The sequence below is a fragment of the Haemophilus parainfluenzae genome (assembly GCF_014931415.1).
Lineage (GTDB): Bacteria > Pseudomonadota > Gammaproteobacteria > Enterobacterales > Pasteurellaceae > Haemophilus_D > Haemophilus_D parainfluenzae_AF.
In genome coordinates, this window is the sequence record NZ_CP063121.1 from 1633994 (window position 1) to 1650653 (window position 16660).

General features: G+C 39.7%; 16 protein-coding genes and 1 pseudogene. 6 read left to right on the plus strand and 11 right to left on the minus strand.

The window, feature by feature from the left end:
- Window positions 1-7: 7 nt before the first annotated feature.
- The 4 genes from rluB to sucC form a co-directional block, all read right to left on the minus strand.
- The gene (rluB, locus tag INP93_RS08000; protein WP_197544613.1) at window positions 8-1018 is read right to left on the minus strand and encodes a 23S rRNA pseudouridine(2605) synthase RluB; all 1011 of its coding nucleotides are present in this window, start codon (window positions 1016-1018) and stop codon (window positions 8-10) included.
- 39 nt (window positions 1019-1057) lie between these two features.
- A complete protein-coding gene (locus tag INP93_RS08005) occupies window positions 1058-1681 on the minus strand; it encodes an L-threonylcarbamoyladenylate synthase (RefSeq protein WP_197544614.1) in 624 nt (207 codons plus the stop codon).
- A 122-nt stretch (window positions 1682-1803) separates the two neighbouring features.
- Entirely contained in the window at window positions 1804-2673 is an 870-nt protein-coding gene (sucD, locus tag INP93_RS08010; protein ID WP_197544615.1) for a succinate--CoA ligase subunit alpha, read from the minus strand.
- A gap of 2 nt (window positions 2674-2675) precedes the next feature.
- Window positions 2676-3842: an ADP-forming succinate--CoA ligase subunit beta gene (gene sucC, locus INP93_RS08015; RefSeq protein WP_197544616.1), complete on the minus strand. Its 1167-nt coding sequence runs from the start codon at window positions 3840-3842 to the stop codon at window positions 2676-2678.
- A 144-nt stretch (window positions 3843-3986) separates the two neighbouring features.
- Between sucC and cytX the strand changes: the two genes are divergently transcribed.
- Entirely contained in the window at window positions 3987-5165 is a 1179-nt protein-coding gene (gene cytX / locus INP93_RS08020; RefSeq protein ID WP_197544617.1) for a putative hydroxymethylpyrimidine transporter CytX, read from the plus strand.
- Window positions 5166-5267: 102 nt separating this feature from the next.
- Here cytX and odhB read toward each other — a convergent pair whose 3' ends face one another.
- The 4 genes from odhB to INP93_RS08040 all read right to left on the minus strand — a co-directional run bounded on the left by odhB (window position 5268) and on the right by INP93_RS08040 (window position 10968).
- A complete protein-coding gene (odhB, locus tag INP93_RS08025) occupies window positions 5268-6494 on the minus strand; it encodes a 2-oxoglutarate dehydrogenase complex dihydrolipoyllysine-residue succinyltransferase (RefSeq protein ID WP_197544618.1) in 1227 nt (408 codons plus the stop codon).
- A gap of 57 nt (window positions 6495-6551) precedes the next feature.
- A complete protein-coding gene (gene sucA, locus INP93_RS08030) occupies window positions 6552-9359 on the minus strand; it encodes a 2-oxoglutarate dehydrogenase E1 component (RefSeq protein WP_197544619.1) in 2808 nt (935 codons plus the stop codon).
- Between the two features lie 150 nt (window positions 9360-9509).
- Window positions 9510-10181 carry a ComEA family DNA-binding protein gene (locus INP93_RS08035; RefSeq protein WP_197544620.1) on the minus strand — a complete coding sequence of 224 codons (672 nt, stop codon included), beginning with the start codon at window positions 10179-10181 and terminating at the stop codon, window positions 9510-9512.
- Window positions 10182-10305: 124 nt separating this feature from the next.
- Window positions 10306-10968: a Bax inhibitor-1/YccA family protein gene (locus INP93_RS08040; protein WP_005699490.1), complete on the minus strand. Its 663-nt coding sequence runs from the start codon at window positions 10966-10968 to the stop codon at window positions 10306-10308.
- Window positions 10969-11138: 170 nt separating this feature from the next.
- Between INP93_RS08040 and INP93_RS08045 the strand changes: the two genes are divergently transcribed.
- Window positions 11139-11504, plus strand: a complete 366-nt coding sequence (locus tag INP93_RS08045) for a transposase (RefSeq protein ID WP_049372534.1) — start codon at window positions 11139-11141, stop codon at window positions 11502-11504.
- Window positions 11505-11562: 58 nt separating this feature from the next.
- Window positions 11563-11694: a hypothetical protein gene (locus INP93_RS09740; protein WP_264462701.1), complete on the plus strand. Its 132-nt coding sequence runs from the start codon at window positions 11563-11565 to the stop codon at window positions 11692-11694.
- Between the two features lie 34 nt (window positions 11695-11728).
- Here the strand turns inward: INP93_RS09740 and INP93_RS08050 are convergent, their stop codons facing one another.
- The 3 genes from INP93_RS08050 to msrAB are packed head-to-tail and all read right to left on the minus strand — an operon-like array spanning window position 11729 to window position 13952.
- Entirely contained in the window at window positions 11729-12199 is a 471-nt protein-coding gene (locus INP93_RS08050; RefSeq protein WP_049372533.1) for a redoxin family protein, read from the minus strand.
- 41 nt (window positions 12200-12240) lie between these two features.
- A complete protein-coding gene (locus tag INP93_RS08055; protein ID WP_049362973.1) occupies window positions 12241-12882 on the minus strand; it encodes a cytochrome c biogenesis protein CcdA in 642 nt (213 codons plus the stop codon).
- Between the two features lie 11 nt (window positions 12883-12893).
- Window positions 12894-13952, minus strand: a complete 1059-nt coding sequence (msrAB, locus tag INP93_RS08060) for a bifunctional peptide-methionine (S)-S-oxide reductase MsrA/peptide-methionine (R)-S-oxide reductase MsrB (protein WP_049372532.1) — start codon at window positions 13950-13952, stop codon at window positions 12894-12896.
- A 217-nt stretch (window positions 13953-14169) separates the two neighbouring features.
- On the opposite strand from msrAB, the pseudogene INP93_RS08065 reads away from it, so the two are divergent.
- From INP93_RS08065 to tyrS, 3 genes and pseudogenes are all read left to right on the plus strand, one after another.
- Window positions 14170-14388, plus strand: a pseudogene (locus INP93_RS08065) (IS3 family transposase); the annotation flags it as partial.
- A 90-nt stretch (window positions 14389-14478) separates the two neighbouring features.
- Window positions 14479-15195, plus strand: coding sequence for a DNA/RNA nuclease SfsA (gene sfsA, locus INP93_RS08070; RefSeq protein WP_049372531.1), 717 nt, complete (start codon window positions 14479-14481; stop codon window positions 15193-15195).
- A gap of 208 nt (window positions 15196-15403) precedes the next feature.
- Window positions 15404-16591 (plus strand): tyrosine--tRNA ligase, encoded by a 1188-nt coding sequence (tyrS, locus tag INP93_RS08075; protein ID WP_197544621.1) that lies wholly within the window; start codon window positions 15404-15406, stop codon window positions 16589-16591.
- Window positions 16592-16660: the final 69 nt, after the last annotated feature.

Here is a 16660-nt window from a genome sequence, read left to right on the forward strand (position 1 = left end):
ATACCACCTATTTTTTATAGCGTTTACTTAACTCAGTATAACGTTTTACTGCTTTACGAATTTGACCTGATTTTGGTCGACGACGAGGTTTTGTTACGTCTAATTTGGTTTCGGTTTCAGGCGGTAAACCCACTAATTCACGTAAATAGTTGACGTTTTCCAGATCCATTTCTTCCCAACCACCACGCGGTAAGCCTTTCATCAGCTTAATGTTGCCATAACGAATACGAATTAAGCGGCTTACTTGAATGCCTTGTGATTCCCACAGACGGCGCACCTCACGGTTACGACCTTCCATTAAAGTCACGTCGTACCATTGATTCATCCCCACACCGCCCGCAAATTTGATTTCTTTGAAATTGGCTGGACCATCTTCCAACTGTACGCCTTTACGTAAACGCGCTAACATGGCGTCGTCCACTTGACCAAATACACGCACAGAATACTCACGCTCAACTTCACGGCTTGGGTGCATTAAACGATTCGCTAATTCGCCATCTGTTGTGAAAAGCAATAAGCCTGAAGTATTAATATCCAAACGACCGACAGCAATCCATCTTGCGCCATTTAAGCGTGGTAAACGATCGAATACAGTTGGACGACCTTCGGGATCACTACGCGTACAAAGTTCACCTTCTGGTTTGTAATACATTAATACACGGCATACTTCTTTTTGTGCTTGTTGAAGATTAATGATACGACCATCAATACGCACTTTTACACCAGAATGTACATCGATACGATCGCCAAGGGTCGCCATTTTGCCATCGACACTCACACGATTTTCAGCAATCATTGCTTCAATTTCGCGACGAGAACCTTGTCCTGCTCGCGCAAGCACTTTCTGTAATTTTTCACCTTCTACAGTAGATTGACGAGATGGCTTAGCCACCTTAGTCTTAGGAGTTGATTTGATGTCAGAATTGACCGCACTTTTACGATCTTTACGCTCAAAGTGCGATTGTTTTCCCGCTTGTTTTTCACGTTCTTGTCTGACTGGTTTTTGAATAGGTTTCATTTGTTTTCCTTTGTCGCTTTCCCAAGCGTCTAAAATAAGTTAAATGAAAGGAGCGGTACTACCACTTCCTTCACGTAAAATGACTGGTGATTCTTCCGTTAAATCTACCACCGTTGTTGGCTCTTGACCTAAATAACCACCATGAATAATTAAATCCACTTGACGTTCTAAGCATTCGCGAATCTCTTCAGGATCGGAATAAGTCATATGTTCATTATCAGGCAACATCAGTGAGCAAGATAAAATCGGTTCACCTAATGCCTTCAATAAATCTAAAGCTATTTGATTATCCGGTACACGCAAGCCAATCGTTTTGCGTTTTGACGTCATTAATCGACGAGGAAGCTCTTTTGTTGCCGTCAAAATAAAGGTATAACGCCCCGGTGTATTGTTTTTAATTAAGCGATAAGCCACATTACTGACCGTTGCATAGGTTGAAAGCTCGGATAAATCGCTACATACCAACGTAAAATTATGCCCGTCTGGCAATTTACGAATCGCTACGATACGATCCATCGCATGTTTATCGCCGATCATACAACCCAAGGCATAGCCCGAATCTGTCGGATACACAATGACGCCACCTTGACGCAAGATTTCTACCGCTTGATTAATCAAACGCGCTTGCGGATTTTCAGGGTGGATATAGAAAAATTGGCTCATAATTTTGTCCTTAAAAAACTGATGAGATTATACACCGATTTAGAGACAGGTTATAAGAATTTGTTATAAAAAACGACCGCACTTTGAAAACTCATCCAAAGTGCGGTCAATTTTTTAAGTTTTTATTTCAACAATTCACGGAGGGCTGAACCGATTTCAGCGAGACTTCTCACTGTCTTCACACCCGCCGCTTCAAGTGCAGCAATTTTATCTGCAGCGGTTCCTTTCCCACCGCTAATAATCGCTCCTGCATGTCCCATACGCTTGCCTTTTGGCGCCGTTACACCAGCGATATAAGCCACCACAGGTTTTGTCACATGAGATTTAATGAACGCTGCCGCCTCTTCTTCTGCAGAGCCACCGATTTCACCAATCATCACGATGGCTTCAGTTTCAGGATCTTCTTGGAATCGTTTAAGAATATCAATGAAGTTAGATCCTGGAATAGGATCGCCGCCGATCCCTACGCAAGTGGATTGACCGAAACCTTCATCTGTTGTTTGTTTTACCGCTTCATAAGTCAAAGTACCTGAACGAGAAACAATGCCTACTCTGCCTTTTTTATGGATATTCCCCGGCATAATACCAATCTTACACTCATCCGGTGTAATCACACCTGGGCAATTTGGGCCGATCATCACAACACCCGTTTCATTTAATTTTTGTTTTACCAACAGCATATCTAATGTTGGAATGCCTTCTGTAATACAGACTACCAACTGAATACCTGCATCAATAGCTTCTAAAATGGCATCTTTACAAAATGGTGCGGGCACATAAATCATGGTTGCCGTAGCCCCTGTAGCTTGCACCGCTTCACGCACTGTATTAAATACCGGCAAACCTAAGTGAGTTGTTCCGCCTTTATTCGGTGAAACGCCACCCACTAACTTGGTACCATAAGCCAATGCCTGTTCGCTGTGAAATGTCCCTTGTGCACCAGTGAAACCTTGGCAAATTACTTTTGTCTCTTTATTAATTAAAATCGCCATGATTATTCTCCTTTTGCCGCTTTCACTGCCGCTTGTGCCGCTTCTTGTAAACTATGTGCTGCAATTAAATTCACACCACTTTCGGCTAAAATTGCTCTGCCTTGTGGGGCATTGGTTCCTTCTAATCGAACCACAACAGGTACTTTTACACCGACTTCTTGAATCGCCGCCACGACACCTTCAGCAATCAGATCACAGCGTACAATTCCACCAAAAATATTCACTAAGACAGATTTCACATTTTTATCTGTGAGAATAATCTTGAAGGCTTCAGCCACGCGCTCTTTAGTTGCACCGCCACCAACATCAAGGAAGTTTGCAGGGTTACCACCATATAATTTCACGATATCCATGGTACCCATAGCAAGCCCGGCGCCATTGACCATACAGCCAATATCACCTTCCAAAGCAACATAGTTAAGCTGATATTTTTCTGCTTCTGCTTCACGTGCATCACTTTGACTTAAATCACGTAAGGCTAATAAATCAGGATGTCGATAAAGTGAGTTATCATCAATGCTCACTTTCGCATCTACGCAAATTAAATTGCCTTCTTTCGTCACCACGAGCGGATTCACTTCAACTAAAGAAAAATCTTTTTCGATAAAAAGTTGAGCGAGTTTTACAAAAATCTCGGCAAATTGTTTATTTTGTTCGCCGCTTAAACCAAGTTTAAAGGCTAATTCTCGACCTTGATATGGCATTCCACCCACGAGAGGATCAATTGTCACTTTATAAATTAATTCAGGCGTTTCTCTTGCCACATCCTCAATGCTCATCCCCCCTGCTGAAGAAGCCATAAAAATCACTTTCTGCGAAGCGCGATCAATCACTGCACCTAAGTAGAGTTCTTTCTCAATCTGGCATGTTTCTTCAATATAAATGCTATTAACGGGTTGGCCTTTTTTATCAGTTTGGAAGGTGACTAAATGTTGGCCAAGCCATTTATCTGCAAAAGCACGCGCTTCTTCTGCATTATGCACGAGCTTCACACCACCGGCTTTTCCACGTCCACCCGCGTGAACTTGACATTTCGCTATCCAAACATCGCCATTTAGCTGAAAGAGCGCCATTTCAGCTTCATCTTCTGTTTGACATACGACTCCTTCACTCACAGGCAAATCATATTGCTTAAAAAGCTGCTTGGCTTGGTACTCATGTAAATTCATATTTCCTTCCTATTTTGATGTTGTTTAGCGAAATAAACAAAAATGTGACCGCACTTTGTTTTATTTTAAATTCTGGGCTTGCTCTTTACATATTGAGCTATATACTGAGCTAGAATAACCACAATCCATGTTAAGGATAACAACATGCAAACAAAAAAATCAAGCAATCTTGCGATTGCGCTCATTTGGTTTACTGCTGCTATTTCAATGGCAGAAATTCTCACTGGTACTTGGTTTGCTCCTCTAGGGTGGCAACAAGGTTTAATTGCCATCGTCGTTGGGCACTTTATTGGTGGTTCGATGTTTTTCTGTGCAGGTTACATCGGTGCAAAAACCCAAAAAAGTGCCATGCAAACGGTACAAATATCATTTGGTGAAAAAGGTTCTGCCCTTTTCTCTTTACTCAATGCCATGCAACTGATGGGGTGGACTGCTGTCATGATTTATATGGGGGCTGAAGTCATTTCTATCTTAAATCAAACAGCTGATGCTTCCATCTTTCCATTCCTTACACTTGGCTTAGGCATACTCATCATACTTTGGCTACTACTCGGCTTCACTAAATTAGGTATTTTCAAAAGCCTCTCACTTGTCACCATGTTTTTACTGATGCTGTGGCTAAGTATTCAAGTTGCGAATAAACCATTCATTGCCATGGATGTAGCACAAAATATTAAATTTGGTACAGCTGTTGAAATTGCTGCCGTCATGCCGCTTTCTTGGTTACCGGTAGTATCTGACCATACGAAGAATAGCGAAACGCCATTTAAAACGACCGCACTTTCAACGCTGACTTATACCGCGACTAGCTGCTGGATGTATGCTCTTGGCTTAGGTGCAGCATTAGTGACCGGTAAATCTGAAATCTCACAAATTCTTTCGCTTGCTGGTGTCAGTGTTATTGGCGTATTAATTGTCATCGCCTCTACCATGATTAACACGGCTCTTCCCGCCTATTCCACCGGCATGAGTTTAAACAATATTTTCCCTCAATTTAAAGTCACGCCAATCTCAGTTCTGACCGTGATTGTGGGCATCATATTAGCCTCAACCTTACCTGTAACAGAATACGAACATTTCTTGTTCTTTATTGGCTCAGTATTCGCGCCAATGATCGCCGTGCTTATCGCTGATTTCTTTGTGCTTAAACAGCATGATGTGAGAAAATCAGTTGATGGTGTTGGACTCGGCGTTTGGTTTGTCGGCTTCGTGCTCTATCGTTTTCTTATGGCAAAAGGTTGGGAAAGCGATTTAGGTCTGACTTTTCCTGTTATCATCATTACCTTTATCTTAGCAATCTTAGTACGCAAAATAACTAAATAAAGATTGGATTTTAACGATAGAAAGGCGGGCATTGTTCCCGCCCTTTTAATTACTTCGATATAAAAAAGGCTTTTTCCCTGAAAAGAGAAAAAGCCTATGTGCTTAAATTTCTAATAACAAACGAGTTGGATCTTCTAATAAGTCTCTAATTGCTACTAAGAAGCCGACGGATTCACGACCATCAATTAAACGGTGGTCATAAGATAGGGCTAAATACATCATTGGGCGAATCACCACTTGACCATCTACCGCAACCGGACGTTCTTTGATGGCATGCATGCCTAAAATTGCACTTTGTGGTGGATTGATGATTGGTGTAGACATTAAAGAACCAAACACGCCGCCATTAGTAATGGTGAAGTTACCGCCTGTTAAATCTTCAACCGTTAATTTACCATCACGGCCTTTTTCTGCGAGTGATTTAATTTGTTTCTCAATATCCGCCATGCTAAGTTTGTCGCAATTGCGTAATACTGGTGTAACTAAACCTCGCGGCGTTGAAACGGCAATGCTAATATCAAAATAGTTGTGATACACAATGTCATCACCATCAATTGAAGCATTCACTTCAGGATAACGTTTTAATGCTTCAACCACGGCTTTAATGTAGAAAGACATAAAGCCTAAACGTACACCATGTTGTTTTTCAAATTTCTCACCGTATGTTTTACGTAATTTCATAATCGGCTGCATATCCACTTCATTAAATGTGGTGAGCATTGCGGTGGTATTTTTCGCTTCCAATAAACGCTCTGCAATACGTTTACGTAAACGAGTCATTGGTACTCGTTTTTCTGAACGCGAGCTGTATGCCACAGTGCTGATTGTATTCTGCTCTGTCGCCACATCTTGTTTTGCTTTTTGAGCATCACGTTTTGCCACTTCACGTGCAATATCTTCACGGGTAATACGACCACCTACACCAGAACCTTGAATTTTCTCTGCATCTAAATCGTGTTCAGCTAATAAACGACGAATAGCTGGACCTTGATCCGCTGAATTATTGTGACTATTTTCAATCGCTGCTTTTTGACGATCTGCTGGTGTTGGCTCATTGCCTTTCACTGTCTCTGATGAAATATCGCCCGCTTGTTGAGTAGAAAGTTTACCTAAAAGCTGTTTACTTACTACGGTTGCACCTTCTTCTTGAAGAATTTCAGCCACTACGCCATCACTTAAAGCTGGCACTTCAAGTACCACTTTATCTGTTTCGATTTCCACTAAGACTTCGTCACGTTTTACCGCTTCACCAACTTTTTTATGCCATGTTGCAACAGTTGCATCCGCAACGGATTCCGGTAAATCTGGAACAAGAATTTCGATTGTCATTTTATTTTCCTTTAAATTATTCTTTCTTTAAAAATTACTCAAATTTTGACCGCACTTTTACAATGTCAGCGCATCTTCTACCAATTGTTTTTGCTGTTTGGTGTGTAAAGACATATAACCTACCGCAGGTGAAGCAGAGGCTGGACGACCTGCGTATTTTAACTTCACATGCTCAGGAATTGAGCTATCAAAGTTATGTTTACTGCAATACCAAGCCCCTTGGTTCAATGGTTCTTCTTGACACCACACAAAATCCGTCACATGAGCATAAGGCTCTAACGCGTTCTTCACATCTTCATGTGGATACGGATAAAGCTGTTCAATACGAATAATCGCTACATCTGTTTGGTTATTCGCACGGCGTTTTTCCAAGAGATCGTAATACACTTTACCTGAGCATAGAACCACGCGTTTAACTTGTTTTGGATCGATATCATCAATTTCACCAATGACAGTTTGGAATGTGCCATTTACTAATTCATCCATACTTGAGACCGCAAGTGGATGACGTAATAAGGATTTCGGTGAAATACCAATTAATGGACGACGCATTTTACGGATCGATTGACGACGTAACATGTGGTAAACCTGTGCTGGTGTAGATGGGATACACACTTGCATATTCTGTTCTGCACAAAGTTGTAAATAACGTTCTAAACGAGCGGATGAGTGCTCTGGACCTTGGCCTTCATAACCGTGTGGTAATAACATCACCAAGCCACACATTCTGCCCCATTTTTGTTCGCCAGAACTAATAAATTGGTCAATCACGATTTGTGCGCCGTTTGCGAAGTCACCAAACTGTGCTTCCCAAATGGTTAATGTTTTTGGATCTGTTGTCGCATAACCATATTCAAAAGCCAATACGGCTTCTTCGGATAATACTGAATCCCACACCTCAAAACGACCTTGGTTGGCATGTAAATGTGTTAATGGCACATAGCCTGTCCCGTCATTTTGGTTATGCACAACCGCATGGCGATGGAAGAACGTACCACGTCCCGCATCTTCACCCGATAAACGAACATTAGCACCTTCATCTAATAAGGTTGCGTATGCCATAGTTTCCGCCATACCCCAATCGAACAATTTCTCGCCTTTTGCCATTTCACGGCGATCAGCATAGATTTTTTCTACACGAGGATGTGCACGCAAGGTTTCTGGGTATTCACTGACACGCTCCGCTAAAGTTTGGAAACGTTCTTGTGGGAATTTACTTTCGTAAGGGGATGTCCAGTCATAGTTGAGATATTGCAACCAGTCCATTTGGGCAATATCCATTTCTCGCCATTCTTTCACTACACGATCGCCGTTATCTAAAGCATCACGATAGAGATTCATCATTTCAATGGCTTCTTCTTCGGTAATCACCCCTTCAGCAATTAAACGATCTGCATAGACTTTACGTGGTGTTGGATGTTTTTTAATGATGCTATACATCATTGGTTGAGTGGCTAATGGTTCATCAGCCTCATTATGACCATGACGACGATAAGAAATCAGATCAATGAAAATATCGCGTTTGAATAAATTACGATATTCCACCGCCATTCTCGCCGCAAAAGCCACTGCTTCAGGATCATCACCATTCACATGAATAATCGGTGCCTGAATCATTTTCGCGATATCAGTACAATATTCTGTTGAACGGGTGTCATTTGGGTTAGAGGTGGTAAAACCAATTTGGTTATTGATCACAATACGGATTGTGCCACCAACGGTATAACCACGTGCATTAGACATATTCAAGGTTTCTTGTACAACACCTTGTCCCGCTACCGCTGAATCCCCATGAACAGTAACCGCTAATACTTGATTATGCTCTGTATCATTCTTTTTGGTTTGACGAGAACGTACAGCACCAATCACTACTGGGCTAACAATTTCTAAATGGGATGGGTTGAATGCAAGGGTTAAATGCACGCGACGATCACCGACTGCGAAGTCAGAAGAGAAACCTTGGTGGTATTTCACGTCACCTGTACGCTCGCCTGAATGTTTACCCGCAAACTCATCAAAAAGATCTTCGGGTTTCTTACCTAGCACATTCACTAACATGTTTAAACGGCCACGGTGTGCCATACCAAACATCACATCTTGTACGCCTTGCTTACTCGCATGACGAATAATTTCTTTCATCAATGGAATAAAGGCATCACTTCCCTCTAAAGAGAAACGTTTTGCACCTGGGAATTTCGCGCCAAGATAACGTTCTAAGCCATCTGCAGCGGTCAATTCACTTAATAAGTTAATTTTTTCTTCTTTAGTAAAGAGCGGTTTATTTAATTGGCTTTCTAATTTGCTTTGTAGCCAACTTTTTTGCTCCATATCCTGAACATGCATAAACTCAAGACCAATTGAGCCACAATAGGTCTCTTTCAGCATTTTAGCTAAATCACCTAATTTGATGTTATCGCGATGATAGACGTAGTGATTAATATTGAAGGTTTCATTGAGATCTTGTTCGGTAAAACCGTGATAACGGTAATCCAACTCAGGTACACTGGAGACTTTCCAACGATAATAATTGATTGGGTCTAGTTTCGCTTCTAAATGGCCACAGAAGCGATAAGCATTGATAAATTGGAGAACTTTGACTAATTTTGCGCTGGCTTCTGGATCAATAACCGTCACGGCTTCTGTTGTATTTTCTCTTGCTAAACGACGGAAATAATCACGCACTGGTGAATGTGGTTGCTCTGCGGCGGTTGTTTTTGGCAATGCATCAAATGTGGCTCGCCAGCTTTCATCGACTGATGATGGATCTTCTAAATAACTTTCGTATAACTCTTCAATATACGATTGATTCGCCCCACCTAAAGCAGTTGAAGCCAACCATTCATCAAAGGCATTATAATGCTGCATATCTACCCCTTGTATTACATGATGTTGTCCGCACATTATACATAGGATACAAAAAGAAATAATCCTCCAAATCACACTTTGTTACAATTTTGTGATCTACTTCAATAAAAAAACCGCACATAAAGTGCGGTCTGTTTTATCTCTGTTTTCTTAGAAACTTAAGAATGGTGTGATTTTCTCAATTGTGGCTTCACCGATACCGTCAATATTTGAAAGTTCGGCAGCGTTTTTGATTTTGCCCACTTTGTTACGGTAATCAATAATCGCTTGTGCTTTTTTCTCACCAATACCTGAAAGTTTTTGTAGAGTTTCTGCATCTGCTTTATTGATGTTTACTTTTGCAGAAGAAGCCACTTTCTCTTTTGCTGATTCTTTTGTTGAAGTCGCTTTTTCTTTCACTTCTTTTACTTTATCTGCTGATTTTGTTTTTGCCTCAGACGCTTTTTCTTTCGCACTCTCTTTCACTGAATTTAATTTTTCAGTGGCTTTGTCTTTCATGGATGCTTGATTATTCTCAGTTGCTTTTTCTTTTAGCTCTGATGCTTTCTCTTTTACCGCATCTTTTGCAGAAGTCGCTTTTTCTTTAACCTCTTTTACTTTATCTAATGCAATTGATTTTGTTGAACTTGCACTATCTGTCATTGATTTAAGCTTATCATTTGCTGCATTTTTCATATCAGCTTTTGTGCTTTCAACCATGGATTTTGAATTTGTTACAACATCTTCTTTTGTTGGCAATACGGCAGTATTCGTTGCCAATGCAGAACCAGATACGGCTAATGCAAGTGATGTTAATGTTAAAAGTGATTTTAAAGATTTCATAAAAACTCCTGTTTTATTATCAATAGGTTCAACTAGCGAACCTGTATGCTAAGACTTCTCTTCATAAAATTAGTTCAAAACAAAAAACGCCCCTAATAAGGAGCGTCTTTAAATTTAATACTGACTAGTCATCGCTTGAGAAGATAGAAAGTAATCTCAATAAGCTAATAAATAAGTTGTAAATTGATACATAAATACTCACCGTTGCACGAATATAGTTTGTTTCGCCACCGTGAATAATATTGCTGGTTTCATAAAGGATTGTCATTGTTGAGAACACCACAAACAATGCACTGATCCCTACCGCTAATGCTGGAATTTGGAAGAAGAAACTTGCCACAATTCCTAACAATAACACGATAAATAATGAGAAAATTGCGGTAGAAAGGAAAGACATATCTTTCTTCGTAGTGAGCACATAAGCTGAACACGCAAAGAAGACGATTGCTGTACCTGCGAATGCAAGCATAATTAAATCTTCCATTCCTCTCGCCACATACATGTTTAAAATTGGCCCGATGGTATAACCCATAAACCCAGTAAACGCGAATGCAGCTAAGATTCCCCATGCACTATTTGCTAAGCGGTTTGTCACGAAAAGTAAACCGTAGAAACCCACAAGTAACACGATAAGGTTAGGATAAGGCAAATTTAAGCTCATAGAGATATAAGCAACAACTGCCGAAAATGCCATCGTTAATCCCAATAAGAAATAGGTATTACGTAGCACTTTATGTGTGCTCAGTAGTGATTCTTCCTGTGAATTAACAACAATGCGAGATTGCATAAAAGCTCCTTATTTTACAAAGAATAAAGTTGATGAAACATCAATACGTAAAGTAAGGACTATAGGTCAAAAAGTCAATGGTAAATCAAGAATTTGTTTTAATTTTTAAATTTAAGAAGGTAAAAGTGATCTACCCCCAAAACCTGGACATCTAATTTGAGATGCAGATTATGTCCTACTCTTATCAATTTCGTTTGAAAATTATCAAACTCGTCACCGAACAGGATTATGGTATCCGTGAGGTGGCTAAACTTCATCAAATTTCCCATGCGCTCGTCATTTATTGGCTAAAAGCATTTCGGGAAAGAGGGCTTGATGGCGTAAAATCGCCTTATACAAACCTTCAAACACCGAAAGTAGTGAAGCCAAAGATGAAAAAGAAAGGCATTGAAATTCCAAAAACCACAGACTTTTCACCTAAAGCGTTTAAAAAGTTACAACGAGAGCTCGCCTTGGCTCGTGCGGAGATTGCTTACCTAAATTTTTTTGTCGCGGTTATGTTGCACGGGGTTAACTGGCAATGTTCAGGGCGATAGTTCAAGTGAGAGACCTTGAGCGTCCATTGCAGCTTGTAGAACGTCAGCAAAGTTGTTGATGCGTAATGATGGAGTTTGGCACAATCGTTTGATTGGCGTGGGTAGTGAGTTTTCCCAGATTTCTCAAGCTATTGGTGCAGCGGAAGCAGCAGAATTAGGCGCGTTGGGATGGCTAAAATCACAAAAATAGTAAAAGCGGCTTAAAAATAAGCCGCTTGTCATCGTTATTTTTCAACAAACACTCGGATTTGTTCAGCTCCTAAATGCCCTGGCACCGTCTTCTTCACATTTAAATCAGCATCTAAAAATAGATTAAACGGATAACCTCGAACATGAACACGATCAATAATTTCACCATTTTCATCTAGCAAGACTTTAATATTTTTATATTCTAGCCCTTTGTACCACTCAATAAAATCAGCAGTGCCTTTTTCGCCTTTGTGATCCGGCGAAACAATGGTAATCACTTCAAAATTGCGATCTTTTTCCGCACTTAAATCATCAATTTCAGCTAATCCTGCCAAACAGATCGGACACCAAGATGCCCACATTTTTACATACACAGGTTTGCCTTTATACTGGCTTAAAGTAACTGGCTGATTGTTTAAATCTTTGAGTTGCACATCCGACAAATTGGTTTGTGCAAAAGTGTTTAGGCTGAATGCCATTAAAAATATTGATAGTAGTTTTTTCATTGCTTTTTCCTTTTATAGATTTCTTTTGTTGAGATTATGCTTTACGAAAAATTATTCGTAATCAATAAAATGCCCATCACGATAATTAAAACACCGCCAACGATTTTAAATTTATCTAAGTGTTTATTTAACCCTTTAGCACGTTTGAGCAAGCTGTCAGAGAAGAACGAAAACAATACAAACGGAGTTGCAAGCCCCAAGACATAAATGAACATCATTGATGCACCATAAAGTGCAGAACCTTCATCGCCTGATAACGCTAACACAGAAGCCAGAATCGGGCCAATACAAGGTGTCCAACCAAGACTAAAGGTTAAACCAAGCACAAATGCCTCAAGTGCGGTCGATTTTCCTGATGTTTTGATTTCAACCAATTTCGTGCGTTCCAACAAACCAATTTTGAAAATGCCAAGTTGATGAATGCCCAAAATAATCACGATAACGCCAGCGATAATGCGGGTGGTGTTACTAAATAAAATATTCCCTAAAAAGCCAAAACTAAAGCCTAAACTGACAAATGTAAGGGAAAGCCCTAAAATAAATAAAAAAGTATTTAGGACTTTTTTACCACCTTTACTCAAAATACCAAAATAAATTGGAATAATCGGGAAAATACAAGGCGACAGAAAAGAAGCAAGCCCCGCTAAAAATACAGTTCCAATAAGGAGTTGTTGATCTAACATCGTGCCTCTCCTTAGTTTTTAATCGATTGAATCAAATATCCGTACCCTGCCTTTTCCATTTCGGCTAACGGAATAAATTTAATTGATGCACTGTTAATGCAATAACGCAAACCACCTTTATCTTTCGGACCATCGTCAAAAACGTGTCCTAGATGGGCGTTGCCCGCACGACTTAACACTTCGGTACGTTGCATATTAAAACTATTATCCGTTTGATAATGCACCACCTCTTTCGCTATTGGTTTCGTAAAACTCGGCCAGCCACAACCCGATTCAAATTTATCATTTGAAGAAAAAACAGGCTCGCCTGTGGTGACATCAACATAAATACCTGGTTGGAAATTATCCCAATATTCATTACTAAAAGAGCGTTCAGTATGTTTATTTTGAGTGACGGAATATTGCAACGGTGTCAATTTCGCTTTGAGTTCTGCATCACTCGGTTTCGGATAATCTTTCTCGTCAATCACGGGTTCATCAGCTTTGGTAATATCAATATGGCAATAACCATTTGGGTTTTTCTTCAAATAATCTTGATGATATTCTTCTGCTACGATGTAATTTTTAAGTGGTTGCACCTCAATTTGCACTGGTTTTTTATATTTGGTTTGAAGCTGGGCGAGTGCTTGTTCGATCACCGCTTTATCTGCCCCATCTTGATAATAAATCCCTGTGCGATATTGTCTACCACGATCGTTACCTTGTTTATTTACGCTGGTTGGATCAATCACTTTAAAATAATATTTAAGCAATTTATCTAACGAAATTTGGTTTGCATCGTAAGTGACTTTTACCGTTTCTGCATGATCGGTTACCCCAATCATCTGATAACTAGTTTTCTCCGTATTACCATTGGCATAGCCAGAAATCGCATCTTTCACGCCGTGAATACGCTCCATATATGCTTCCATACCCCAAAAACAGCCACCAGCAAGATAAATTTCACGAATATTTTGCGTATTTTCCATTGCCATTTTTTGTTCTCCAGATGATGTTGAATTTTGTATTGCTAAAGTTGGTGTAGCACAACAAAGTGCGGTAATAAATAGAAATGTTTTTGATAGTTTCATTGTTTTTCCTTATGATGTGAAAATTAACGTTACATAAGGTTAGACGGCGGATAATCCGATTTCTTACAGATTTTTGTAAAATTTTTAAAGAAATTGACTGAAATTCATTGTTATAACCAATAATAAAGAGCTAAAACACACTATTTCTCCCTCTTTTCTAAGGTAAAAAATCTATATGCAATCATATTCCACTCCTTCGCTTTATCACAAAGCGGTGCAAAGTATGAGCCGCCGAGGAAATTGCTATGATAATGCGGTGATTGAAAGTTTTTTTGCGATACTAAAATCAGAGTGTTTTTACTCTCGGACTTATCATTCAATTGCTGAATTACAGGCTGAAATTGAAGAATATTTAGTGTATTACAACCAAAAACGCATTAAACTTGCTTTCAAAGGATTGAGCCCTGTGCAATACCGAGCTCAATATTTAAGTTAACTAACCTGTCCAACTTTTTGGGGGCAGATCAAAGAGCGGTTAATTTCATCATTAAATTCGACCGTACTTTCTTTTGAAAAGGAATAAGATATGCAACTCCCTACCCTACAATCTGCAAAATTAATTCGCCGCTATAAGCGTTTTTTGACTGATATTGAATTACCAAATGGTGAAGTGGTCACGATTCATTGTGCAAATACTGGTGCAATGACTGGCTGTGGTGAAAAAGGCGATACCGTTTGGTACTCTCATTCTGATAGCCAAACTCGCAAATATCCACACAGTTGGGAATTGACTCAATTAGTAAATGGCCAACTTGTTTGCATTAACACACACAGATCCAACCAGCTAGTCTTTGAAGCCTTGCAAAATAAACAAATCAAAGAACTCGCTATGTATGATGAAATTTATCCTGAAGTGAAATATGGTGAAGAAAATAGCCGTATCGACTTCTTACTTAAAGGTGAGGGTTTGCCAGATTGTTATGTTGAAGTGAAATCAATCACCTTTGTAAAAGGCACATTAGGGATGTTTCCCGATGCGGTGACTACTCGTGGACAAAAACATGTTCGTGAGCTTTTAGCCATGAAAAAACAAGGACATCGCGCCGTTGTTCTCTTTGCTGGATTACATGATGGCTTCGATCGTTTTAAAATCGCTGAGTTTGTGGATCCTGAATATGATCGCCTTTTAAAAGACGCAAAATCTCAGGGCGTTGAAGCTTATGCTTATGCGGGAAAATTTGACATTTCAGATGGCATTCCGACCGCACTTTCTCTCACAGAAAGTGTACCTTACATCGATTAAAAAAATAATTGAGAATTATTTGCATTTTGTTATTGACAAGACATTTGATAATAGTTATCATCTAACCATTCCAAAAACAAACAGATAATCACTCCAACTTCACGCCTATTTCCCCACAAATAGGCGTTTTTTTTCATCTCAATCTTTTCATTTCAGCCATATTCTCTATAATGTAGCCTTTAATATTGAAATAACATTAGGAAATAGAATGACTGATATTAATACCGTTCTCGCAGAACTAAAACGCGGTACTGATGAGATTCTTTCTGAAGCGGATTTAATCGAAAAACTAAAAGAAAATCGCCCACTTAAAATTAAACTTGGTGCAGACCCTACTGCTCCAGATATTCACTTAGGGCATACCGTGGTATTAAACAAACTTCGTCAATTCCAACAATTGGGCCACGAAGTCTATTTCTTAATCGGTGATTTCACTGGTATGGTCGGTGACCCATCGGGTAAAAATACCACTCGCCCACCGCTTAGCCGCGAAGATGTGCTTCGCAATGCAGAAACCTATAAAGAACAGATATACAAAATTCTAGACCCACAAAAAACGAAAATCGTATTCAACTCTGAATGGTTGGGTAAATTGGGTACTGAAGGGATGATCCGTTTAGCAAGTAACTACACCGTAGCGCGTATGCTAGAACGTGATGACTTCAAAAAACGTTTTGGTAACAACCAACCTATCGCAATTCACGAATTTATTTATCCTTTATTACAAGGTCATGACTCTGTTGCTTTAGAAGCAGACGTTGAACTTGGTGGTACTGACCAAAAATTTAACTTACTTGTTGGTCGTGAATTACAAAAATCAGCTGGTCAGAAACCACAAGTAGCGATTACGCTTCCATTACTTGTTGGTTTAGACGGTGAGAAGAAAATGTCTAAATCATTAGGTAACTACATCGGCGTGACAGATGCACCAAGCGATATGTTCGGTAAAATTATGTCGATCTCGGATGAATTAATGTGGGATTGGTACAACTTACTTTCTTTCCGTCCACTCACTGAAATTGCTGAATTAAAAGCAGAAGTGGAAAATGGTAAAAACCCACGTGATGTGAAGATTTTATTAGCCAAAGAAATCATTGCACGTTTCCATGATGAAGCAGCGGCAGGGGCGGCTGAACAAGAATTTATTAACCGTTTCCAAAAAGGTGCAATGCCGGATGAAATGCCTGAATTCACCTTTGAAGGCGAAATTGGTTTAGCAACCTTATTAAAAGAAGCAGGACTAGTTCCCTCTACTTCTGAAGCGATTCGCTCAGCGAAGCAAGGTGGTGTAAAAATCAATGGCGAAAAAGTCGAAGACATGAAAGCCAATGCACCAAAAGGCACGAATGTTTACCAAGTCGGTAAACGTAAGTTTGCACGCGTAACCATCGCATAAAACACCTATGAAAATGACCGCTCTTTTTAAGTGCGGTTATTTTTTAACTGATATCCACAATAGAAGGAA